This is a genomic window from Bacteroides sp. 41_26 (assembly GCF_949740115.1).
GTDB classification, from domain to species: Bacteria; Bacteroidota; Bacteroidia; order Bacteroidales; family Bacteroidaceae; genus Bacteroides; species Bacteroides nordii.
The window spans coordinates 81,470-104,027 of record NZ_CATJGZ010000070.1; the positions used below are offsets into that span (position 1 = coordinate 81,470).

The following is a 22,558-nucleotide window of genomic DNA, read 5'->3' on the forward strand; positions in this document are numbered from 1 at the left end:
CTGCTTTATTAAGGTTCATAATTCTCCCATACTTCTTTTTTCAGTTCCGGACGGGGAACATATAAAAATGTATCCGGGTTCTTTTCAAAAGTTGTATAGATTGCTTCACCTTTTACAATACCCAGCTCTGAATAACCGGCAGGAGATTTACATATCAGCTCCGACTTATCATACAATGGATTTGCCTGCCACTCTATCTCATTTTTATCGTTGAAAACGGGAAACCAGGCGATGCCTTTATGCTTACGGACTCCATCATATTCAAAACCATAATCACGATCACACCAGGCACCGAACGTCAATGGTTTATCCGGATTGGCACTAATAGTGGCATGTGCCCAGTATGGAGGTACAATCACAACATCACCGGGATGGGCATAAACGGCAAAGCAACGTCCGGGATTGTCTTCTGCAAACTCCTGCATATAAATAATAGCTTCACCCGACCATATCTCATAAACTTCCGGAGTAGACCAATGACTGAACTTTGAAACCCAATGAATGTGCCCCTGGCTACGTATCGGTTCTTTGCCTAATTTTCCGGCTGCATAGGTCACTACTCCATAAAGAAGATGTCTCTCTTTCAATAACTCTGCATGGATCTTTTTACCAACATCCATAGCAATGGCATACACTACTTCCGGACCCTCACAATCAGGATCGGATAAACTTTTGCGAATGTCTTTCAACAAACGATTCTCTACCTGAGGACCAAAAACATCGGCCCCATAAACGAACCCCATGGGGTTCGTTGTAGGTTCTATATTAAAACCCGGATTAAAAATCATATCAAAAAGCAGATTAAGGATTATGTTTGACAAAAGCTTTAATAGTAGCACATTGCTTTCCTTCAGATTCTCCGTAAGGACGGATCGTATACTCCTTCACAGATTCGGGAACTATAAAAGTCTCAGCATAATGAACCACAAAAGGCTCAAATTTTCCTGTCGGACTTTCTACAATAGCTTCTCTTCCTTCCACCAGATTAAGCACATTCACACTACCATCTGTCCGATGCAAAACAGGAACCGTAAACCAATGCCGGCGGGTTTCAATAAACTCATTCTCATGCAACCCGGTTCGCTCTTCTTTCCAGCCTTCCCCTTCAGCGATTCGTTCTATCCGATTGAATATTTCTTTTTTAACCCAGGATTCTGTACGGTTCCACTGAATAACTTCCTGACCATGCTTTATATTGATAGGACGTGGACGACCATCCAATCCTAAACGTCCCCAATCCCAGAGTTTGAAAGTAAAAATATAAGGGGTTGCACTAATTTCAAGTACCATCCCGTTTGTTCCGGAACAATGTATCGTACCTGCCGGTATCAACAAATGATCGTGCTTCTTAACAGGGTAATTACCCACATATTTCTCCGCATCAAAATGTCCGCTCTCCTGTGCCTCATTAAGAGCATTAATCATCTCTTGCGGATCAATGCCTTCTTTCACACCCAGATAGACAGTAGCATTTTCTGCGGTATCCAGCATATAGTAACTCTCATCTTGTGTGTAGTGCATACCAAATTTCTCTTGTATATATTGTGTCAGAGGATGTACCTGTAAACTCAGATTTCCCCCTCCCATCGTATCAAGAAAGTCAAAGCGGATAGGGAATTCATCGCCAAAACGTCCATATACCGGATTGCCCAGCAAACGTGCCGGATAAGCAAAAACAAGATCAATAGACGGTATTTCAAAACGAACATCTCCAAAACTGAAATAAAGGCTGTTTTCTTCAGGAACACAATCAAAGCACCAGGCAAAATTAGGAACATCGCGGTCCAGGTCACACACCTCTTTCATCCATTGTCCACCCCAAGGTCCCGGATCAAAAAAAGGAACTACCCGAAACGGCGTACGGGATGCTTTTTCCAATCCGTTCCATACTGCCTTTGCTGTCGCCATCTTAGGAGTACCAGCTATATTCGTATCGAGCACGTAATCCCATCTCTTCATCAATTTCTTCTTAAACCGGTCGCAGATACGCCAATCAACAAAAAAAGCACGTTTATACTGTAAAGAAGCACGTTCTTCTTTGTTTTCAACACCAACGTTGGATACTTCATTACGACGGAAACGCATCTGTATTTCCCAACGGGCCATATCGGCATAAACCAATAAGTCGGATGTCGGCTGTACATAAGCAGCTCCAACTCCATAGACAAAAACAATACCTTCGGTAACGGCAGCAATCTCCGAACGGACATCTTTCAACTTCTCTTCGTCAAAATAACAATCCATTGTCTGACGAGTCATATAACCGAATATTTCATCGTCTGTAATATCCTGTTTTAAAAGAGCATTTATCCTTTCCGGTGACAACATAGCATCCTGCGAAAAGAACCAGTGAGAAGAAGAAAAAAAGGACTGTAAAGCCGTTACTACCTCATCATCCAACACTCCCTGATAACATTCCAGAACTACGATCTTTACTTTTTTATCTATTTGCGACAAGTCTTTATTCAAACAATCGGAAATAGCTTCCCAACCCACCCGGCATTCTTCTTCCATACCCGGTACATTTACCACCGGATATTTATCATAATTAGATTTATCATTAAAATATCTGTTCATAGCATTTTTCTTTTTTTATTGTTGACAACGTACATGAAATTCCCAAAAGGGCTGCATTATCTCCTAATAAAGAAGTTGTTATTTCCACTTTATTTTCCGGAGCCCACACCAGACGATTAATCCGTTCTTTGAGATAAGGTAGTATGATATCCGCACTACGCATAATGCCACCACCAATCACAACGATTTCAGGATCATAAGCATGAATATAATTGATGATGGCTGCCGCCCATACATCCATACAATCTTTACACAACAGAGTAGCTTCCGGCTCTCCCCGTCTCATCAGGTCAAACAAGGTCTTAAAATCATAAGAAGAAGCTTTTGCTTTATATTCACTGCTGATTTTGGGATGGGTACGAATTATTTCCGGCAGAAAGAAAGAAGAAGCCATTGCTTCTACACAACCAATATTACCACAGGTACAACGTCGTCCCCGATAATCCACAACGATGTGTCCTCCCAATGAACCAGCCTGATAGTGAGTCCCTTTAATAATCCGTCCATCTAAAACAACTCCGGTACCAATACCTGTCCCGATAGTCATCATTACCATATTCCGGCTATTTTTCCCGGCCCCCATGTACCATTCTCCGGCAAGTGCCAGACGAGCATCATTATCGATAATAAATGAGGTTCCCCAATTCCTGTCAACCCAGGAAGGCAGATCTATGTCACAAGCATCATCGTATTTATCATTGGTAGAAGTTACTCTCTTTTCCTTCGGATTTACCATACCCGGAAATGCGAGACCAATACCTGAGAGCTCTTCTTTCGGCACTTTCCATTTGTTCAGCAGTCTGTTTATTACTCCTCCCATAGCAGGGAGATTACTATCCAGACTACCAGTTATGGCAGGAAATGAACTGAATTCAAGTATCTCATCTCCTTTTACCAAACCGATTTTAATAATCGTCCCTCCTAAATCTATTGCTATACAAAACATCGCAAATCAGATTAAATGAGGAATACCATTTACTTCAATCAGCCTTGCGGAAAATCCTTTCTCGGCAATTTCGGCATAATTGTGTCCCGCATCCGAAGGCCAACAAGCTGCAAATGAAAAAAGAGAACTTCCTACATTTGCCATCCGGTGGGCCACTCCTCCCGGAATATAATGCAAACTGCCGGGAAACACCCGCTCTGCCCATACATTGCGTTGTTCGTCCATGAGAATAAGCATTCCTTCTCCCTCTAAGCCCCAATAAAATTCTGCCCGGTCGATACTCGCATGATAATGTCCTTTCGTCATCATATACTCATTGCCGACTTTTCCCGGATACAAATAAGTAATACCGAAATACAATCCTCCCGGAGTCCCTTCCTTTTCGGGTAAAAAACTACTGACTTCGTAGGCAAGCTTGTCCTGAGGCATTTTCTCAAAAGCTTCCACATCGGCAAAGATGCCTTTTAAATCAGATAAATTCCGGGAAATTTTACAAACATCACGTCCAACTAAATTCTTATCGGTAAAGAACAGTTCAGGAAAGATAATTTTTTTATTTTCCATAATCACCTATATTTTAAGATTCCACATGTAATTCGATGGGAACAAAGGTAGGTGATAGACACAGGCGTCCTGTCTCCTATTTTCCCCGATAATTATGTTATCTTATCATTAATATAGGTATATAGATTTTAATTGATAATATTCCAGAATACAGAGTACGCGTTAAATAGCCTTTTTGTTTTTTACACCATACTGTTTCTGGTACTCAGTGGGCAACATATTAACTGTCTTTTTGAATTGCTCAATGAAGTTGGATAGATTATTAAATCCCACTTCCATACTCACGGTAGAGATTTTCATCTTACCTTCTATCAAGAGCCGCTTGGCATGCCCGATACGCATATCATTCAGATATTGTACAAAAGTTTTCTTTGTCCGTTCTTTAAAATAACGGCAGAAAGCAGTAGGGGTAAGTCCTACTAAACCGGCTACATCTTCAAGTTTTATCGGCTGATTAAAGTTTTTCACCAGATATTGGTATATCTTATTAAAACGTTCAAAATCGGAAGAATTGACTGACTGGGTAAAACCAACACTAGCAAGCAACTCATACTCATCCGTATTAGCCATCATTTCCAATAGAGTGATCAGGTTGGTAACCCTCACTACCCCATTTGAATCAAAAGTATTACGGATAAAATCGGCAATACGCTCACGTGCCGTTCCTGTGAACTTTATGCCCCGTCGGGAACGTTCTATCAAACTCCGGATATGCATAAATTCCGGCAAGTTGATCATCACTCCTTCAAATAGCTCTTTACGGAAGTAAACACACAAACATACAGATCGCAATCCGGTTTCTTCTCCAAAAAACTCTTTATTGTTTCTCCACTCATGAGGCAGCTGAGGACCAATAATACAAACATCCCCTACTTCATAACTCTCAATATGATCACCCACAAAACGAGTTCCACTACCTTGTTCTATACACATAATCTCTATTTCGGGATGATAATGCCACGGAACAATAAAGTAAGGTAAATCTTCCCGATAAAAATTAATGTAATTCTCCACAGAAAACGGAAGTTCTTGATAAAGTGGTTTCATAGTAATACACAATTGGCTAAGTAATCGTTCTAAATTATATGATATTATTATTGAAACGCAGAAACTCGCAGATTCACGCAAAAAATATCATCGCTCAAGTATAGCGCAGCCATTTAATCTGCGATCATTTGCGTTTCAATAAAACGCTGTCATAGTATGAACTAAATTTGAAATGCTACTTATTATTTAATTCAAAACTATAGATGGAGCAAATATAGACGATAAATGCATAAATACAGTCTTTAGCAAACAAAAAAAAGAATGAGATGTGTTAAAGAAGACACATCTCATTCATTATTTAAAGTATATATTTCAAATGCATCATTTGGCATATATACTTATGTAAGAAGTACTAAAAGATAGACTTTGCAATACCCAACTCAAGACCACGTAACTCTGCCAGACCACGGAGACGTCCCAGGCATGAATATCCAGGATTCGTCTTTTTCTTCAGATCATCAATCATCTGATGGCCATGGTCAGGACGCATGGCAATAGAGCACTGGCGACGTTGCTGCAACTTCAACAGGTTCTTCATCACATTATACATATCTACGTCTCCTTCCAGGTGATTGGCTTCATAGAAATTACCTTCAGCATCACGTTGTGTACTACGCAGATGAACAAAGTTTACTCGATCACCCTGACGCTCCATTATTCCGGCAAGATCATTATCGGCACGCACACCGAAAGAGCCAGTACATAGACAAAGACCATTTGATTCGTTAGGAACCGCTTCTATCAGTTTAACAAAATCCTCCTCCGTACTCATGATACGGGGTAAACCTAAAATAGGATAAGGAGGATCATCCGGATGAATCACCAGCTTCACTCCCACTTCATCGGCAACCGGAGCTATCTCTTTCAGGAAGAAGATAAGGTTGGAACGAAGTTTCTCCGCATCAATATCATTGTATCTGTCAAGAGCTTCCTGGAATTGCTCAACGGTGAAACTTTCTTCTGAACCCGGAAGTCCGGCAATCATATTACGAACGAGAAGTTTCTTATCGTCCTCATTCATCTGTTCGAAACGTACTTTTGCCTTGGCTATCTCTTCATCCGTATAATCCTTTTCAGCATTGGGGCGTTTAAGGATGAACAGGTCAAAAGCTACAAAAGCTGCCTTTTCAAAACGAAGAGCTTTAGAACCATCGGGCATTGTATAGGCAAGATCAGTACGTGTCCAGTCAAGTACAGGCATGAAGTTGTAAGTAACGACCATAATACCGCATTGGGCCAGATTACGGATACTTTCTTTATAATTCTCAATATATTTCAGGTAATCACCGGTCTGGGTCTTAATATGTTCGTGCACAGGTACACTTTCAACTACCGACCAGGTAAGACCTACTTCCTCAATCATCTGCTTGCGCTTCATGATTTCTTCTACTGTCCACACTTCTCCGTTAGGGATGTGATGAAGGGCATTCACTATTCCGGTGGCACCAGCCTGCTTTATATCCCACAGACTCACAGGGTCATTAGGACCATACCAGCGCCAGGTTTGTTCACATAAATACATACTATTTTTATTTACGATTTGACAAATTACGATTTACGATTGAGATTACTCTCATTCCAACTTCCAACTACTAATTTATTTACGATTTGACAATTTACGATTTACAATTGAGATTACTCTCATTCCAACTTCCAACTACTAACTCCCAACTTCTAATTTAAATTGAGAAAGCATCGAAGCCACCATCAATAACAGCTACTGTACCGGTTACGAATTTGGAGGCATCACTAATAAGATACTGGATGGTTCCGTACAAATCTTCCGGTTCACCAAAACGACCAAACGGAGTATGAGCAATGATAGTCTTTGCACGGTCAGTCAGAGAACCATCGGGATTGGTCAACAGAGTACGATTCTGTTCAGTCAGGAAGAATCCCGGCGCAATTGCATTTACGCGCAAACCATCACCAAATTTCAAAGCCAGTTCACCAGCCATATATTTAGTAAAATTAGCGATAGCAGCTTTGGCCGTTCCGTAACCTACTACGCGAGTCAACGGACGAAGAGCCGATTCTGAACAGAAGTTTACAATACTACCTTTCTTCTGATCAACCATGATACTGGCAAATACCATCGTAGGCAAAACTGTTCCGAAGAGGTTCAGATCTACCACCTTTTTAAAAGCATCGATCTCAAGGTCAAAGAAAGTCTTATCCGGCGCAATGGTAGCTCCCGGCATATTTCCTCCGGCAGCATTCAGCAATACGTCGATACGTCCGTAAGCTTTCATAATTTCAGCTTTATTCCCTTCAAGTACTTCCTTATTCATCACATCAGTATAAAGGAACATTGCATCCCCTCCATCGGCTTTAATGCCCTGTACAAGTGCATTTCCAGCTTCTTCACTACGATCAAGAATTATAATCTTAGCACCTTCTTTTGCCAGATAGGCGGCAATACCTTTACCTAAAATACCGGCACCACCGGTGATTACAACAACTTTGTCTTTTACACTAAATAATTCGTTCATGATTCTCTGTTTTATTAAGTTATAATTTATTGTTCAAATAATATTTCAGATTCTCTTTAATGAGAATATCTATCGGCATCAGATTTACTTTTTCAGGGTCTTGTTTCAACACAAGATGATTACACAAAGACTTAATGCCGTTATATCCTTGTTGTTCGGGACGTTGGGCTATCAAAGCAGTAATCACTCCCTCGGAGAGTAATTCTGTGTTTTTATCAATCAAGTCGTATCCCACCAGTTTTATATTTTTCAGCCCTCTTTCTTTGAGATAATTCCCTAAAATATAACAGGTTGAATTGAATATAACAGCTCCTTCTATCCGGGGGTTATCACAAAATATCTTATCCAGTTTTGCAAAATTATATTCAGAATTAGCAATCTTTAGCTCAACCTCATGCAGTTTTCCTCCAAATCCATTCTCGTTCAGGTATTGTAAAAAGCCTTCTTTACGGTTCCTCCCCTGATTGGAATCATTCTTTCCATTATGAATGATCCGGGATATCAGAATGTCCGGTTGATTGCCAATCTGACTCGTCAGTAGCTTGGCTGCAATAAATCCTGCATCAAAAGATTCTGTACCAAAATAGGCCAATTGGTGCTCACCCGCGATATTGGAATCCACATAGACATAAGGGATATTTCTGATATCGAGCATACGGGAAAGGCGACTCACAGAATCGGTAAATAAGGTAGCAATCAGTACTCCATCTATCTCTTCTTCATCAAAGAGATTGCGTACAATCACATCAAAGGTATTATTATCGTACTGATTAAAAAAGAGTTTGGTTACATTGATATTATAAAGTTCCGTCTCGGAAGCGGCTTTATCTATCCCTTCGGAAATGGCTTCCCAATACTCTCCCGGCTCAAAAGAGGGAGTGATAGCAATAAAATGATATTGTTTCTTGGAAGCGAGAGAACGTGCCATCAGATTGGGCTGGTAGTTTGCCTTTTCAAGGATGGCCTTTACTTTTTTCTCATTCTCTTCGGATACACGCCCACGATTGTGGATCACCCGATCTACCGTACCAACGGATACCCCTGCCATTTCGGCAATGTCTATAATACGAATATTTGAAGATTCTTTATTCATAGGATAAATAGCTTAAACTCTATTTTTCTTCTGCAAAAGTAAGATGAATAATCTGAATAAGCAACAATGTGTGCGCACACACGTTGCGCATATAAAAAGTTATATATCTATAATTCAGCAAATTAAAGCAACATCAACGAATAAGAATATGTTGTCAAACATATAAAGAACTTAAGTTTAGCTTTCGTTAAACTATAATAGTATAATCGGTTGATATATTGGTTCGTTATTCTTCAACCTGTTTTATTCTATTTTAAGTAATATACCTCTTAATGGTGATTGCAGCGTATTACATCCACGACATTTTCCATGCATAGATTACCTAATCATAGTGATTGTGCAGAATCTAAATAATAAAGACCTTTGCAAAGTTTTAAAAACAAATAATAATAAAAGCACATTGAAAACAAAAAGATTTAAACTGGTTCTCCTATTTTTAATAACTCTCAGCCTGTTTTCTGTCTCTGCACAAAAACAGAGAGCAATGTTGTCAGGGAAAATTATATCTACCGAAACCAAAGAAACCATTGACTTTGCCACCGTCTATTTAAAAGGTACCACCTTTGGCTGTACCACCAACGAAAAAGGCATTTATCACTTAAAGGCTCCGGCCGGTCATTATACATTGGTTGTGTCTGCTGTGGGTTTTGAAACAGTAGAGAAAAAAGTAGAACTGACACAAGATGAGAGAAACAAACTAAATATTATGATCAATCCGGCTACTACCGAACTGGATGAAGTAGTAGTGACCTCTACGGGTGTAAGCCGAATAAAAAGATCGGCATTTAATGCTGTAGCAGTAGATACGAAAGAACTTCAGAATACCACAAAGAATCTAAGTGACGCACTAACCAAAGCACCGGGAATGAAACTCCGTGAATCGGGTGGTGTAGGTTCGGATATGCAACTCATGCTTGACGGTTTCAGCGGTAAACACGTCAAGGTATTTATTGATGGCGTACCTCAGGAGGGTGTGGGAAGCTCTTTTGGATTGAATAATATCCCCGTGAACTTTGCTGATCGCATCGAAGTATATAAAGGGGTAGTACCGGTAGGTTTTGGAACTGACGCCATTGGTGGTGTCATTAATATTGTCACCAACAAAAAACGCCAGCGTTGGTTTCTGGATGCATCTTATTCTTACGGATCGTTCAATACTCACAAATCATACGCCAACTTCGGACAGACTTTCAAAAATGGATTTACTTATGAAATCAATGCTTTCCAGAACTATTCGGATAACGACTACTATGTGGATTCTCCTGTAGAAGATTTCGAAACCGGCAGAATTGACAGAGATAAGAAGATGCGTGTGAAGCGTTTCAACGATACCTATCATAATGAAGCCGTTATCGGTAAACTCGGAGTAGTAGACAAGAAATGGGCAGATCGGCTGATGTTTGGTTTTACCTACTCCAATATGTACAAAGATATCCAGACAGGCGTACGTCAGGAGATTGTATATGGCCAGAAGCATCGTAAAGGACATTCGCTGATGCCCTCGTTGGAGTACAACAAGCGTAACCTGTTTACAAGAGGTCTGGATGTTGTGTTAACGGCCAATTACAACAAAAATATGACAACGAATGTGGATACCGCTTCGTATAAGTACAACTGGTATGGAGATAAGAAGTTACTGAATTCACCGGGAGAACAATCCAATCAGTATTCAAAAGCGGATAACAATAACTGGAACGGTACTTTAACCCTTAATTATCGTATCGGCAAGGCTCATATGCTGACTTTCAATCATGTGTTAAATACCTTCCATCGCTCTAATACATCTCTGCTTGCCAAAGAAGAACAAAAAGATGCCATTGCCAAAGAGACCCGTAAAAATATTTCCGGTTTGTCTTATCGCCTGATGCCATCTGAAAAATGGAATCTCTCCGTATTTGGTAAATACTACGACCAGTTTGTGGCAGGTCCGATAGCTACGACTACCAACCAAGATAAATATGTACGTACCACCCGTAGCATCAATTCCATGGGTTACGGAGCAGCAGGTACCTATTTCATTCTATCCGGTTTACAGGTGAAGGTATCTTATGAGAAAGCCTACCGTCTGCCCACCATCGAAGAGATGTTCGGTGATGAAGACCTGGAGATGGGAGACATCGGTATCAAACCGGAGAGCAGTGATAACCTAAACCTTAATCTGAGTTATAATAAAACTTTCGGTAAGCATTCCGTATACGTAGACGGAGGGTTGATATATCGTAATACAAAAGATTATATCCAACGTAATATTGCAGATCTGAGTGGAGGGAAATATGCCGCTACTTATATTAACTATGGCAAAGTATTGACAAAAGGATATAACATCTCCGCCCGTTATGGGTTCGGAAAATGGTTGAGTATAGGAGGTAATTTCACACAAATGAATGTACGTGACAACATGAAAACCTCCATTTCCAGCAACGCAGCCAATCTTGCCTATGGTGAACGTATGCCCAACCTACCCTATATGTTTGCCGATTCGGATGTATCCTTCTACTGGCGGAATCTCTGGAAGAAAGGCAATACACTGACCATGTCTTATGACAATCAGTATTTGCATAGTTTCACTTATTATTCATCCAATCTTGGTTCAAATAAAGGTGATTATGTGGTACCCAATCAATTCTCACACAATCTGGCACTCTCATATAGCCTTCAGAATGGCCGGTATAATATATCGTTTGAGTGCCGTAACTTCACGAACGAGAAATTGTATGATAACTTCAGCCTTCAAAAAGCCGGACGTGCATTCTATGGAAAGGTTCGCATACATTTTGGAAACTAAAAAACAATAAGTAATGGTTCAAAATTATATGATACTATTATTGAAACGCAGATTGTCGCAGATTCACGCAAAGCATATCATCGCTCAAGTATAGCGCAGCCATTTAATCTGCGAAAATCTGCGATCATTTGCGTTTCAATAAAACACTATCATTGTATGAACTAAATTTGAAGTACTACTTAGATAAAAATAAATAACAAATCGTTTTAAATTAAAAATAACATGAAGAAAAACTTCTTTTTGAATGGACTATTTGCAACAGCAATGGTCGGGGTGACATTGACAGCCTGCTCAGATGACGAACAGGGTAATGGAGCAGGTACTGTAGGCAAAGGTGAATATGTAATCGCAGCCTCTGTCACTGCCTCCGGAAATACAACTAACGTTCTGCTGACTTCCGAAACTTTAAACGGAGGAACTGTTTCTACTATAAATAATGGCCTTGTGAACGATGGTGCAACCCAATGGGTATTTTATAAAGACCAATATCTGTATGGGTTGACATACAATCAGGGAAATGCCGGCACAACCCGGTCGTATTTCATGAATGCCAACTATGAGGTACAGGCACGCTCAGGAGAATATGCCGTCAAGAGATTTACCACCTACGGTATCTATGACAAGTATATCATGACTTCTTCCACCGGCGACGGACCTACGGAATATGCTGACGAGAATGGATATTTGCCAAAGATGTTTTTATTATCTTATCTGGATGTAGCAGCCGAAACATTTACGACCAATAATACCCAAAATAAAGCATACATGTCAGAAAACTTTTTGGGTAATGGCGAATTTGTAACACTTGCAGGTATCCTGGAACATAACAATAAAATTTATAGTGCTGCAGTTCCAATGGGTTTGAGCCAATATGGTGGAAAAGCCAACGGGGGTCAATGGATATTGCCGGGTAACGAAGATCTGGTAAAAACTGAAGATGGTGGTTCGAACAGTAGCAGCTATAAAAAGGGAGAACTACAGTGGACACAATACCCTAACGAATGCTGGGTAGCAATTTTTGATGACGAGACGCTTACAACTAAGAAGCTTATCAAAACAGAACAGATCAGTTATGCCTGTGGCCGTATGAAGTCTCAGTACTACCAGACCATCTGGAGCGCAGATAACGGCGATATCTATGTATTCTCCCCTAGCTATGCCAAGACAATGAGTGATGCCCGTCAACGGACTACACTGGATGCCGGAGTGGTACGTATCAAAGCCGGAACAGAAGAATTTGATCCGAACTACTATTATAGCATTGAAGCACAAAGCGGCGGGAAGTCTTTCCTCCGTTGCTGGCACCTCACAGAAGATTATTTCCTGATGTTGATGTACGACCGTCCTTTAAGTGAAGAAGATTTTGTTGCCAACCAACTGGCTATTTACAAAGGAACAACCGGAAAACTTACTTATGTAGATGGCCTGCCATCAGCTGATCAGATCTCTGGTTTCGGTAATACCCCGTATACAGAAAACGGTTTCACTTATATCACAGTTACAACTACTACCGGCCATCCTGCTATCTACAAGATTGACCCGACAAATGCTACCGCAACAATGGGTATAGCAGTAGAAGCAACACAAGTCAGCGGTGTTGGTAGATTGAAGGTAAAATAAATAATAGCATAAAATAAACAGATTGAAGAGCCTGCAAGCCTTATGTACTGCAGGCTCCTTTCATGACCTTACTAAAGAAGATATATGAAGAAGATATTTCGCCAAATACATCTCTGGCTTTCTATTCCTTTCGGCTTAATCATTACTGTCATCTGCTTCTCCGGAGCAGCTTTAGTTTTCGAGAATGAAATTATGGAATTGTGCCGGCACGACTTTTATTATGTCAGTAAAGTAGAAGAGACTCCCCTACCCGCTGGAGAACTGGTACAGAAAGTAGCAGCAACTCTGCCTGATAGTATATCAGTGACGGGAATCAGCATTTCATCCGATCCGGCAAAAGCATATCAGGTCAACCTCTCCAAACCCAGACGGGCATCTGTATATATTGATCAGTATACAGGTGAAATAAAAGGAAAATATGAACGTGCTCCGTTTTTTACGACCATGTTCAAGCTACACAGATGGTTGCTGGATAGCATGAAACCAGATGGAGGCATCTTTTGGGGTAAGATGATTGTTGGCGTCAGCACGTTGATGTTTGTCTTTGTGCTGATATCCGGAATTATTATCTGGATTCCACGTAATGCCAAAGCTCTGAAAAACAGCCTTAAAATTTCAGTGAATAAAGGCTGGAGAAGATTCTGGTATGATTTGCATATAGCAGGTGGACTGTACACATTTATCTTCTTACTCGTACTGGCTCTCACCGGACTGACCTGGTCTTTCGGTTGGTATCGCACTGGATTCTATAAAGCATTTGGCGTAGAAGCCACACAAGGAACCTCTTCTCAGGAAACGACCTCTCAGACATCAAATAAAGAACGACAGGGAGAAAGAAACAAAGAAAGCAACAAAGATGGACGTCACAGAGGAGACGAAAAAAGATATAGCCGGAGCGAAGGCCGTAATCGAAGCGAAAGTCACAATCGTGGTGAAGATCGTGAAGAAAGAAGAGGAAACAGAGAATATTCTCCTTACGCCTTGTGGCAAAAAGTATACGAACAACTGAAAGTTCAAAATCCCGATTATAAACAAATCACTGTATCAAACGGTACAGCAAACGTCTCTTTCAACCGTTTCGGTAATCAACGTGCATCAGACCGTTACAGTTTTAATCCGAGAAATGGAGAAATAACTGAGGCTACACTTTATAAAGACCTGGATAATTCTGGCAAGATACGTGGCTGGATTTTCTCTGTACATGTAGGTAGCTGGGGAGGTATGTTTACCCGGATTCTGAGTTTTATAGCTTCACTGTTAGGTGCTACCTTACCCCTGACAGGATATTATCTATGGATAAAAAAAGAAATAGCCCGCTCGGCAAGGAAAAGAAGAAAATGATGCATTCATCAAACACAGGGCTTGTTAATATTGTTAACACGTTTTTTAACACTCTATTTTTTGCTTTACAAAAGTGTACTATTTAGTACATCAGGAATGTACAGTTAAGTATGGCAAAAGTGTACAATTAACACTCACAGAAATGTACACTTTTGCCTACCTCTAAAAAGAGGTTTATATTCGTTATAAATCAAGCAATTACATAAGATCAAGAATCCATACTCCATCTTAATATTTCCTCTGAAAGGATCTTTATAATTACTTTTTTGGTAACTATACATTTATCGAATGAAGCATAGCTATTATGTATCGAAGAAATCATTGGAAATAATAAATTAACAACATTAACAGCGTTTCTTAATCATAAATTTTAGTCTAACAAGAGTACGTACTTTTTATAGATAAGAGTACGTACTCTTCTTATATAAAAGTACGTATTTAACACACACTTAAATACGTACTTTTACAGCATAAAGAACACATTATTTAACCACACTGTCATTCAATAATTTACATTCATATTTACTCTTTACCATCCATAACCTTCAACGACAATTATCAGTCAATAAGTACTGTTTTGATAACTGAGAACGAATAGAAAAAACTGTTCGAAAATAAATATTTATCAAAATGAACCTGATGAATGACAATTAATTACTATGTTTGCAACAAGATATTTAACGAAGATAAAAAACTATTTTATGCAACCAACAGTAAATAAAACACCACGTATTGAAGTGATAGATGCCTTGAGAGGATTTGCCGTAATGGCAATTTTATTGGTACACAGTTTAGAACATTTTATATTTCCTGTCTATCCGACCGATTCGCCCGAATGGCTGAACATTCTTGATAACGGAACACTTAATGTAGTATTCTCACTCTTTGCCGGAAAGTCTTACGCAATATTTGCTTTACTTTTCGGATTTACATTTTATATCCAATGCCACAATCAAGAGAAGAAGGGAAAAGATTTTGGTTATCGCTTTCTTTGGAGGTTAGTATTATTAGTTGGTTTTGCTACCATAAACGCCGCATTCTTTCCTGCGGGAGATGTATTACTGCTTTTCTCTATTGTGGGGATTGTATTGTTCTTAGTGCGGAAATGGAGTAATAAAGCTATTCTGATCACAGCAATCTTTTTCCTGTTACAGCCCATTGAGTGGTACCATTATCTGATGAGTTTATTCAATCCGTCATATACGTTGCCCGATTTGGGTGTGGGTGCAATGTATCAGGAAGTGGCCGATTATACCAAAGCAGGTAACTTTTGGGATTTCATTGCAGGTAATGTCACTCTGGGACAAAAAGCCAGTCTGTTTTGGGCTATCGGAGCAGGACGTTTTCTGCAAACAGCCGGACTTTTCTTAATGGGCCTGTACATCGGCAGAAAAGAGTTGTTCGTAACCACCGACTCGCATCTTCGTTTTTGGATTAAAACGCTCATTGTTGCTGCCATATGTTTTGCCCCCCTCTATTCACTAAAAGAGTTGATTATGCAAAGCGAAAGTGACATAGTCAAACAGACAGTTGGTACTGCTTTTGATATGTGGCAAAAGTTTGCATTTACGTTTGTCCTGGTTGCCTCCTTTGTGATCCTGTATCAAAAAGAAAAATTCAGAAAGGCGGTAACAAACCTACGTTTTTATGGAAAAATGAGTCTTACCAATTATATCAGTCAATCTATCATGGGAGCTATCATTTATTTTCCGTTCGGATTTTACCTGGCTCCTTACTGTGGCTATACAGTCAGTCTGATTATCGGTATTGTCCTTTTCTTACTGCAAGTCCGGTTCTGTAAATGGTGGCTATCTAAACATAAACAAGGACCTTTGGAAAGTGTCTGGCATAAATGGACATGGTTATTGGCTGAAAAGTAATGAATATATTTCACCACAGAGTTATTTGTTTAAGTAGTTAATTCATACTATAACAGCGTTTTATTAAAACGCAGATGATCGCAGATTAACGCAAATTAAGAGACAGTTGTTCTTCCTCTTTATATTCTTTGCGAAAATCTGCGATCATCTGCGTTTCAATAATTAATCATCGCTTGTCGTACCTCCCCGTGCGGGAAGCACCCGAAAGCCTACAAATTCGGATTGGCATCGATCTCAGCTTTCGGGATAGCATACAGATAGTTGATACTGTTTGGCACAAATGCATCTCCTCCGGAGAATGTAAGGAACCAATGCCCTAACGGAGTGCGTTTGGCAAATCCTCCTCCTTCCTGCCAGGCATCTACTTGCTGCGCCTGCTCTTCGACGGAAAGTGCAACACGCTTCACAGACTGCTGTGTACGCAAGATATCAGTAATACTGAAACCCTCTCCCCAAAGTTCACGACGACGCTCCATCAGGATCTCATCGACAACATCGTCCTGTGATTTACCTGTTAAATCATAGTCACCCAATCCGCGGGCATGGCGCAATTCATTTAATGGTATTACCGCTTTCTCCGGGAAGCCTTCACGGGCAAGAGCCTCAGCCTCTATCAGAAGCATCTCGGAGGCACGCATCAACACGATATCGGCAGTATCATCTGCACGCATATGGAACTTTTTATAACCCAGATATCCCTCACGCATCCACTGGAATAATCCCAAACGAATATCTCCTTCGGAGAATGTATCCCTGAAATGAGGATCGGCCATGAAACTACTGTAAGCACCTACATAGGTTGCGTCCAGGTAATAAAAGTTATAGGAAGCATCGGATTGGGCAAGTGTCTGCGGATGCCCCCAGATCCATTCTTTATTAGATACGTTGTTGAATCCTTCGTATTCGGCAGTCGTTGTCATCAGCGAATATCCCTGACGGGCAGCGGCGGCGGCCTTTGCAGCCTCCTCCCATTGTCCGGTCAACAGATAGGCACGGGCAAGCAGTCCATTGACAACATTGGTATTCGGCTTGAATTTCTGCCCATCCCCTTTGCGGGTATAGTTCTTCAAATAACTCTGTGCCAGGTTAAGATCATCAAAAACGCGTTGATACACCTGGGCTACAGTAGATTTCGCTTTAGGTACCGTTTCACTTGTAGTGGGTTCTGTATAAATAGGTACACAGGGAGCCGCGGGATCTTTCAGGTAAGTGAACTGATAGTGTTGCGCCAGATGAAGGTAACAAAACGCCCGCAAAGCAAGTGCCTGTCCTTTTGCCTGAAGAAATTCTTCCGAATCACCATCAATAGCAATGGCGGTATTACAGTTATCAATCGTTTTATAAATGAGATACCAGGCAAAAGAGGTTCGGCTATTGTTCGGTATTGCTATATCATTGAACTGATAAGATGAATTAAACCCATAAGCAGGGCGGGAAACGACATCATCCGCCATCATATCGTCCTGGCACTGAAGAGCACGATAACCAATATTGGCATAGGTTGTGCCATACTCAAACAGATTATACCAGGCACCATTAAACAATCGTTCGGCATTACCGGGTACACTAACCTCATCGGAACTAACAGAGTCCGTGGGTTCTTTATCAAGAAAGTCACCACTACATCCCGCCAATAAAAGCAGGAAAGCAATATAAGGATAGATATATTTTTTCATAAACCATAAATTAATTAGTAGTTAGTAGTTGGGAGTTAGAATCCTAAAACGTCACATTCACTCCTCCCGAGAAAGTTCTCATTGCAGGATAACGATAATAGGTCAGTCCGCTAATGCCTTGTTCCGGATCGAGCCCCTGATTACGATGAATAGTAAACAAGTTATCACTTTGTACGAAAACCTGTACATTACTCAACGACGCCCGGTTGACAAGCTGTTTCGGCAATGTGTAAGAGAGTGTAAGGTTCTTCAGCCTCATGTAGGAATTGTTCTGTAAGAAACGTGTAGAGTAGGAAGTCCAGTTATTGGAAGTAGTACCCAATGCCGGAACATCCGTATACCGATTCTCCGGTGTCCAGCGATCCAATATCTCTTTTGACCATGAACGCCCTTCGGCACTACCATTATGCAGAATCATAGTGATATCACGATTCATGATATACCCACCTACGCTATAGGCAAAGATCGCCGAAAGCTCGATGCCCTTATAAGAAAACGCTGTATTGAAACCACCATATATCTTGGGCAAAGATGACTTGTTGACATAATAATCAGTAGCATCTTTATACACATTGGTCGTACCGCGACCTATCACATTTTCATCCTTATCGAGTATATCCATATACCACAACGGATCTCCGTTTTCCGGGTCTACCCCAGCCCATTCCTTCGTGTAGAAATCATAGACGGAACGCCCCTCTTTTAGCTTGTTCACCCCTACCGGAGGCATGTCTTTCAAAGGTAGTTCGGTGACTACGTTCTTGTAATGTGTCAGGTTGAAACCAAGTTTCCACATGAAATCCTTTGTATGGATCACCGTACCATTCAGCGTCAGTTCGATACCGGTATTTTTCAGTGCCCCCACATTTTCATCAACCGAACTATATCCCATAGAAGGAGCTACAGGACGTGAATAGAGCAAGTCTTTGGAACGGCGTTGGAAGAAATCAAACGAACCGGATACACGGTTGTTCCATAAAGAGAAATCCACACCCACATTGAAGTTGAGATTGGTTTCCCACTTCAGCTTCGGAGTGGCAATGCGGTCGGATACAAGTGCATTCTCCCCCAGGTTGGATACAATGGCATAAAGTCCTTTGCTGGCATAGTAAGTACCTAAGTTATCATTTCCCTGTGCTCCGTAACTGGCTTTTAAAGTCAAAGCCGAAAGCCAATCGGAAGTAGAAACCATGAAGTCTTCACGATCGATACGCCAGGAAGCTCCTACCGACCAGAAATTACCCCAACGGGTCTCCGGTGCAAAACGGGAAGAACCGTCACGGCGGTAAGAGGCAGAAAAGAAGTATTTGTCCTGGTAATCATACAGGAACTGAGAGAAATAACCCACCAGGGCATAATCAATCCGATAACCGGAACCTCCGGTGAGTTGCGAACCAACTACCAGTTCGGGCATATTAGGTAACGCCATTTTCGTACGGGAAGCAGAAAGTTCATCATAACGGTAGGAATAAGCTTCCTGCCCAACAAGTATATTGAAGTGGTGCTCACCAATCGTCTTATCATAAGTTGCAATATTGTTCCACGTCCAGGAGAAGGTACGGGTGTTGACACGACTTGAGCCACCTCCGGTAGTGACCGAAGGACCGATAAGGGAATTTGTGAAATCGAGAGAATTGTAATTGATAAGGTCGAAATTAAAACTCGTCTTGAACTTCAAACCGGGAATAAAGGTAACTTCCAGAAAAGTACGTCCCGAAAACTCATCTTTCATCCGTTCGGACTTATCGAGCGGAAGAGTAGCGGGCAGGTTCCAGTTTGCCATAGAACCGGAAGGACGATAGGGCCCGAAATCAGGAACAGGACTTCCATCCTTATAAATGATACTTCCATCATTGGGGTTTACCTCGTAGATGGGATAGAAACCGGGCATCGTACGTCCTGCATTGATCACATTACTGGTCTTCGTATCCGAAGATACCGGATAGTTCTGCATGGAATGCGCAAAGCTCATGTTAACACCACCCTTCAGCCAGGAGGTCATTTCACTGGTGATGTTGGAACGCAGGTTGAAACGCTGATATCCGGATTCAAGCGCAATACCCTTATCATTCAGATAACCGGCGGAAAAGAAATACTGATTCTTCTGTCCGCCTCCGGATACATTGAGGTTAAGCTCCGTACGCAAAGCTTGCTGTTCCATAGCATCACTCCAATCAAAATCCCACAGAGGGGTAGCACCGTCTACAAGTTTGCCATCCGTGCCTACAGGTTGTGAATAATTGGGTCCATAAGGGTTGGGACCGTCTCCCATAAGTTTGGTTACCAGATCTTTTGACGCCTGTGCGGCGGCTGTAGCAGGAGTATAGTTCTGCGTATCCTTGGCATATTGATTGCGCAAGGCTTCCCAATAGAGTTGGAAATAATCATTTGTGCCTATACGGTCATAATCACGTACGGCACGATTGGAACCACCGAAGGAGGCTTTTACATTGACGGTTGTTTTAGAGTCTGTTTGTCCCTGTTTAGTGGTGATAATAATGACTCCATTGGCACCACGTGAGCCGTAAAGAGCAGCCGAAGCAGCATCTTTCAGCACTGTCATGGAGGCAATATCATCCGGATTGATAGCGTTGACGGAACCATCAAAAGGCACACCATCCACTACATAGAGCGGTGCACTGGAAGCATTGATAGACCCGATACCACGGATACGTATCTCGGCATCCGTACCGGGTTGCCCGCTGGAAGCACTTGCCTGCACACCGGAAACAGTACCTTCAAGAGCACGCGAAACACTGGCTACCTGTAGTTTGGCTATCTCATCTCCTTTTACAGTAGAAGCGGCTCCGGTAAAGCTATATTTTTTGGCTGTGGCATAAGCTACTACCATGACCTCGTCCAGTTCCTTACTGTCGGATTCAAGAGTAACATCAATGGTACTCCGTCCGTTCACAGGCTTCTCTGCCGTCTTTAACCCTACAAAGCGGAAAACAAGTATCCCATCGGCAGGGGCAGATATAGAATATTTTCCATCGATATCGGTAATGGTACCGGTAGTGGCACCTTTTACCTGTACGGAAACACCGGGTAATGGTTCTCCGTCGGATATTACGGTGCCCGAAACACGTTTCTCCTGTTGTATGGCCGCCTGCAACGATACAGATACAACAAAGACCAGAAACGCTACTAATAGACGTAGATTGATTCTCATATTTTCTTGTGGTTTAGGATTTATTTACGTGAGGTATCTAACATTACATGGCCTTGTTTTGTTTAAGATACGAAACAAAATTTAAAGGAAGATTGCACAAACGGGAAGGAAGTATTAATTTCGCGAATGATGAGGTTGAAGTTGGTAGTTAGTAGTCAGTAGTTAGTAGTTAGAATCTATGTAGCATATCAGCGTTGTCATTCCGAAAGGATTCTAACTACTTACTACTAAATTCTAACTACTTATTAAAATAGTATGAAACAACTTGTAATTTGTCTGTTGGTGATATTGCCTCTCTCTTTGTTCGCTCAGAATGAAGAGAGCAACATCGTCATGCCGGACAGTGTGAAGACAACCAAACGTCCCAACGGATTTATAAGAGCTTTCAACTATCTGTTCAACCCCAGTGATATCGATACTACTTATATCAGCCCCAACCGTTACAACTATGCACTGATGCTGGACCACTTCACCAACTACGAATATTATAGTTTAAGCAGTAGTACTCCTCAGTCACAACGGTTACGGTTCTCTCCCAACCCCCGCAATAAGATAGGTCCCTACTTCGGTTGGCGCTGGATATTCCTGGGATGGTCTATAGACACCGACGGGCTTTATGGCAAACAGAAAGGAAAAAGAAAAGGAACGGAGTTTGATTTAAGTCTTTACAGTTCCAAATTAGGGGTGGATATTTTCTATCGACGCACCGGTAACGACTACCGGATACACAAAGCGGACGGTTTTGATGACATGCCCGATAATTATTCCGAAAGTTTTGATGGATTGAAAGTAGATATAAAAGGGCTGAATGCATTTTACGTATTCAACTATCGCCGCTTTTCCTATCCGGCAGCTTTCAGCCAAAGCACTAACCAAAGGCGCAGTGCCGGATCGATGATTGCAGGGTTCTCTATCTCAACACATCATCTGAACTTCGATCCTACCAAATTGCCGCAAACTATTCAGGAAAGCCTGAATGAAGATATGAGAGTGGAACACATCAAATACACAAATATCAGCCTCACTCTCGGTTATGCCTACAACTGGGTGTTTGCACGCAACTGGCTCGCCTGCCTCTCACTGACACCTGCCATAGCCTACAAAACCTCACGGATTGAAAAAGTACAAACAGAAACAAACGACTGGTACCAAAACTTCAACATAGATTTCATACTGCGTGCAGGGGTAGTTTACAACAACAGCAAATATTTTGCCGGGACCTCCTTTGTGGGCAGAACCTATGATTACTACCGGAATAATTTCTCACTAAACAATGGCTTTGGTACACTGCAGGTATATGCAGGATTCAATTTTTATCTGAAGAAGCAATACAGGAAAAAGCACTAAGTAATAATCTGACAACAA

General features: G+C 41.3%; 15 protein-coding genes. 5 read left to right on the forward strand and 10 right to left on the reverse strand.

Features of this window, described 5'->3' with window-relative positions:
- Positions 1 to 8: 8 nt before the first annotated feature.
- The 8 genes from QX565_RS09935 to QX565_RS09970 all read right to left on the reverse strand — a co-directional run bounded on the left by QX565_RS09935 (position 9) and on the right by QX565_RS09970 (position 8,719).
- The gene (locus QX565_RS09935) at positions 9 to 788 is read right to left on the reverse strand and encodes a glucose-6-phosphate isomerase family protein (RefSeq protein ID WP_025867622.1); all 780 of its coding nucleotides are present in this window, start codon (positions 786 to 788) and stop codon (positions 9 to 11) included.
- Positions 789 to 801: 13 nt separating this feature from the next.
- A complete protein-coding gene (locus tag QX565_RS09940) occupies positions 802 to 2,577 on the reverse strand; it encodes a class I mannose-6-phosphate isomerase (RefSeq protein WP_289292679.1) in 1,776 nt (591 codons plus the stop codon).
- Positions 2,561 to 3,523, reverse strand: coding sequence for an ROK family protein (locus tag QX565_RS09945; RefSeq protein WP_221649420.1), 963 nt, complete (start codon positions 3,521 to 3,523; stop codon positions 2,561 to 2,563). Before QX565_RS09945 ends, QX565_RS09940 begins: the two co-directional genes overlap by 17 nt.
- Positions 3,524 to 3,529: 6 nt before the next feature.
- Positions 3,530 to 4,087, reverse strand: a complete 558-nt coding sequence (locus QX565_RS09950) for a glucose-6-phosphate isomerase family protein (RefSeq protein WP_007486685.1) — start codon at positions 4,085 to 4,087, stop codon at positions 3,530 to 3,532.
- Between the two features lie 162 nt (positions 4,088 to 4,249).
- Positions 4,250 to 5,134, reverse strand: coding sequence for an AraC family transcriptional regulator (locus tag QX565_RS09955; protein ID WP_002561484.1), 885 nt, complete (start codon positions 5,132 to 5,134; stop codon positions 4,250 to 4,252).
- A gap of 352 nt (positions 5,135 to 5,486) precedes the next feature.
- A complete protein-coding gene (gene uxuA / locus QX565_RS09960; RefSeq protein ID WP_221649421.1) occupies positions 5,487 to 6,656 on the reverse strand; it encodes a mannonate dehydratase in 1,170 nt (389 codons plus the stop codon).
- Positions 6,657 to 6,813: 157 nt separating this feature from the next.
- Positions 6,814 to 7,626 (reverse strand): SDR family oxidoreductase, encoded by an 813-nt coding sequence (locus QX565_RS09965; RefSeq protein ID WP_289292678.1) that lies wholly within the window; start codon positions 7,624 to 7,626, stop codon positions 6,814 to 6,816.
- A 19-nt stretch (positions 7,627 to 7,645) separates the two neighbouring features.
- Positions 7,646 to 8,719: a LacI family DNA-binding transcriptional regulator gene (locus QX565_RS09970; RefSeq protein ID WP_221649422.1), complete on the reverse strand. Its 1,074-nt coding sequence runs from the start codon at positions 8,717 to 8,719 to the stop codon at positions 7,646 to 7,648.
- Between the two features lie 484 nt (positions 8,720 to 9,203).
- Here QX565_RS09970 and QX565_RS09975 point away from each other — a divergent pair, with 484 nt between their 5' ends.
- From QX565_RS09975 to QX565_RS09990, 4 genes are all read left to right on the forward strand, one after another.
- A complete protein-coding gene (locus tag QX565_RS09975; protein WP_289292677.1) occupies positions 9,204 to 11,504 on the forward strand; it encodes a TonB-dependent receptor in 2,301 nt (766 codons plus the stop codon).
- A 222-nt stretch (positions 11,505 to 11,726) separates the two neighbouring features.
- Positions 11,727 to 13,124: a DUF4374 domain-containing protein gene (locus QX565_RS09980; RefSeq protein WP_289292676.1), complete on the forward strand. Its 1,398-nt coding sequence runs from the start codon at positions 11,727 to 11,729 to the stop codon at positions 13,122 to 13,124.
- A gap of 84 nt (positions 13,125 to 13,208) precedes the next feature.
- Positions 13,209 to 14,465 (forward strand): PepSY-associated TM helix domain-containing protein, encoded by a 1,257-nt coding sequence (locus QX565_RS09985; protein ID WP_289292675.1) that lies wholly within the window; start codon positions 13,209 to 13,211, stop codon positions 14,463 to 14,465.
- 701 nt (positions 14,466 to 15,166) lie between these two features.
- Complete coding sequence (locus QX565_RS09990; RefSeq protein ID WP_289292674.1) at positions 15,167 to 16,345, forward strand: DUF418 domain-containing protein; 1,179 nt, start codon at positions 15,167 to 15,169, stop codon at positions 16,343 to 16,345.
- A 209-nt stretch (positions 16,346 to 16,554) separates the two neighbouring features.
- On the opposite strand, the gene QX565_RS09995 is transcribed toward QX565_RS09990, so the two are convergent.
- Together QX565_RS09995 and QX565_RS10000 are read right to left on the reverse strand one after the other, a co-directional pair.
- A complete protein-coding gene (locus QX565_RS09995; RefSeq protein ID WP_289292673.1) occupies positions 16,555 to 18,021 on the reverse strand; it encodes a RagB/SusD family nutrient uptake outer membrane protein in 1,467 nt (488 codons plus the stop codon).
- A gap of 43 nt (positions 18,022 to 18,064) precedes the next feature.
- Entirely contained in the window at positions 18,065 to 21,193 is a 3,129-nt protein-coding gene (locus tag QX565_RS10000) for a SusC/RagA family TonB-linked outer membrane protein (RefSeq protein ID WP_289292672.1), read from the reverse strand.
- A 255-nt stretch (positions 21,194 to 21,448) separates the two neighbouring features.
- On the opposite strand from QX565_RS10000, the gene QX565_RS10005 reads away from it, so the two are divergent.
- A complete protein-coding gene (locus QX565_RS10005; protein WP_289292671.1) occupies positions 21,449 to 22,540 on the forward strand; it encodes a DUF4421 domain-containing protein in 1,092 nt (363 codons plus the stop codon).
- Positions 22,541 to 22,558: the final 18 nt, after the last annotated feature.

Excerpts from the sequence above, each read along its gene's own strand:
- QX565_RS09980 (WP_289292676.1), top strand. The coding sequence starts at position 11,727 with ATGAAGAAAAACTTCTTTTTGAATGGACTATTTGCAACAGCAATGGTC.
- QX565_RS10005 (WP_289292671.1), top strand. The coding sequence starts at position 21,449 with ATGAAACAACTTGTAATTTGTCTGTTGGTGATATTGCCTCTCTCTTTG.
- QX565_RS09990 (WP_289292674.1), top strand. The coding sequence starts at position 15,167 with ATGCAACCAACAGTAAATAAAACACCACGTATTGAAGTGATAGATGCC.
- QX565_RS09945 (WP_221649420.1), bottom strand. The coding sequence starts at position 3,523 with ATGTTTTGTATAGCAATAGATTTAGGAGGGACGATTATTAAAATCGGT.
- QX565_RS09955 (WP_002561484.1), bottom strand. The coding sequence starts at position 5,134 with ATGAAACCACTTTATCAAGAACTTCCGTTTTCTGTGGAGAATTACATT.
- QX565_RS09995 (WP_289292673.1), bottom strand. The coding sequence starts at position 18,021 with ATGAAAAAATATATCTATCCTTATATTGCTTTCCTGCTTTTATTGGCG.
- QX565_RS09970 (WP_221649422.1), bottom strand. The coding sequence starts at position 8,719 with ATGAATAAAGAATCTTCAAATATTCGTATTATAGACATTGCCGAAATG.
- QX565_RS09975 (WP_289292677.1), top strand. The coding sequence starts at position 9,204 with ATGTTGTCAGGGAAAATTATATCTACCGAAACCAAAGAAACCATTGAC.
- QX565_RS09965 (WP_289292678.1), bottom strand. The coding sequence starts at position 7,626 with ATGAACGAATTATTTAGTGTAAAAGACAAAGTTGTTGTAATCACCGGT.
- QX565_RS10000 (WP_289292672.1), bottom strand. The coding sequence starts at position 21,193 with ATGAGAATCAATCTACGTCTATTAGTAGCGTTTCTGGTCTTTGTTGTA.
- QX565_RS09985 (WP_289292675.1), top strand. The coding sequence starts at position 13,209 with ATGAAGAAGATATTTCGCCAAATACATCTCTGGCTTTCTATTCCTTTC.
- QX565_RS09950 (WP_007486685.1), bottom strand. The coding sequence starts at position 4,087 with ATGGAAAATAAAAAAATTATCTTTCCTGAACTGTTCTTTACCGATAAG.
- QX565_RS09940 (WP_289292679.1), bottom strand. The coding sequence starts at position 2,577 with ATGAACAGATATTTTAATGATAAATCTAATTATGATAAATATCCGGTG.
- uxuA (WP_221649421.1), bottom strand. The coding sequence starts at position 6,656 with ATGTATTTATGTGAACAAACCTGGCGCTGGTATGGTCCTAATGACCCT.
- QX565_RS09935 (WP_025867622.1), bottom strand. The coding sequence starts at position 788 with ATGATTTTTAATCCGGGTTTTAATATAGAACCTACAACGAACCCCATG.